The organism is Bradyrhizobium sp. CCBAU 45394 (genome assembly GCF_028128655.1).
GTDB classification, from domain to species: Bacteria; Pseudomonadota; Alphaproteobacteria; order Rhizobiales; family Xanthobacteraceae; genus Bradyrhizobium; species Bradyrhizobium diazoefficiens.
On the sequence record NZ_LBIX01000072.1, the window covers coordinates 1 to 1,260 of the forward strand.

Sequence of the window (1,260 nt, forward strand, 5' to 3'; positions counted from 1 at the left end):
TGAACCGTCCCGGGTTTGCCGGAGGCCATTTGGTTTAAGTTAGGCCGCCATGGCGGGTTGTTCCAGCATGGCGTAGTAGCGTTGCTCGGCTTCGGCTGGCGGGATGTTGCCGATGGGCTCGAGGAGCCGTCGGTTGTTGAACCAATCCACCCATTCCAGGGTCGCAAACTCGACGGCCTCGAAGCTGCGCCATGGCCCGCGCCGATGGATCACCTCGGCCTTGTAGAGCCCGTTGATGGTTTCGGCGAGAGCGTTGTCATAGGAATCTCCTACGCTGCCGACAGAAGGCTCGACACCAGCTTCAGCCAGGCGCTCGGTGTACTTAATGGATACGTATTGGCTGCCCCTGTCGCTGTGGTGCACGAGCCCGCCACGATGGACCGGCCGTCGATCATGCAGCGCCTGCTCCAGCGCATCGAGCACGAAGCCTGCATGCGCCGTGCGCGAGGCTCGCCAGCCCACGATCCTGCGGGCATAGGCGTCGATCACGAAGGCGACGTAGACAAAGCCCGTCCAGGTCGCGACATAGGTGAAGTCGGAGAGCCAGAGAACGTTCGGCCTTGGCGCCTTGAACTGGCGGTTGACGTGATCCAGCGGGCATGGCGCGGCCTTGGCGCTGATCGTGGTCTTGACCGGCTTGCCGCGGATAACCCCTTGCAAACCCATCTCCCGCATCAGTCGCGACACCGTGCAACGGGCAACATCGAAGCCTTCGCGCTTGAGCTGGCGCCAGACCTTGCGCACGCCGTAGACGGAGAAGTTTTGATCGAAGACGCGCCGAACCTCCATCTTCAGCGCCGCGTCCTGCCTGGCGCGCGTCGACCGTTTGGCCGGATCGCGCCGTTTGACCACATGAGCGTGGTAGGTCGAGGGGGCGATCGGCAACACCTTGCAGATCGGCTCGACCCCATGCGCCCCACGATGATCGTCAATGAAGGCGATCATGGCTTGGACCGGCGGTCGAGCTCCGCCATCGCAAAATAAGCGCTCGCCTTGCGCAGTATCTCGTTGGCTTGTCGAAGCTCACGGTTCTCCCGTTCCAGAGCCTTCAGCTTCTCGGCCATCTCGGTCGGAACACCAATCCGCCGCCCGCTGTCGATCTCGGCCTTCTTGACCCAGTCATGCAGCGTCTGCGGCGTGCAGCCGATCTTGGCCGCAATCGATGTCACTGCCGCCCAGCGCGAAGGGTGCTCGCCGGCGTGATCCAGAACCATCCGAACCGCACGGTCCCGGACCTCGGGTGAAAACTTGTTCGTCGTC

Annotated in this window: 1 protein-coding gene and 1 other annotated feature; the gene reads right to left on the reverse strand. The window is 63.0% G+C overall.

Going from position 1 to position 1,260, the window contains the following annotated elements; all coding sequences use genetic code 11:
• Positions 1-39 precede the first annotated feature (39 nt).
• Positions 40-1,260, reverse strand: a protein-coding gene (locus tag WN73_RS11740) for an IS3 family transposase (protein ID WP_271552871.1) whose coding sequence is annotated in 2 segments (ribosomal slippage) — positions 40-980 and positions 980-1,260 — 1,222 coding nt annotated over the 2 segments. Because the reading frame shifts where the segments join, the coding sequence is not laid out codon by codon here. This gene is flagged as partial in the annotation.
• Positions 871-987, reverse strand: a sequence feature (AL1L pseudoknot). Its footprint overlaps the gene before it by 117 nt.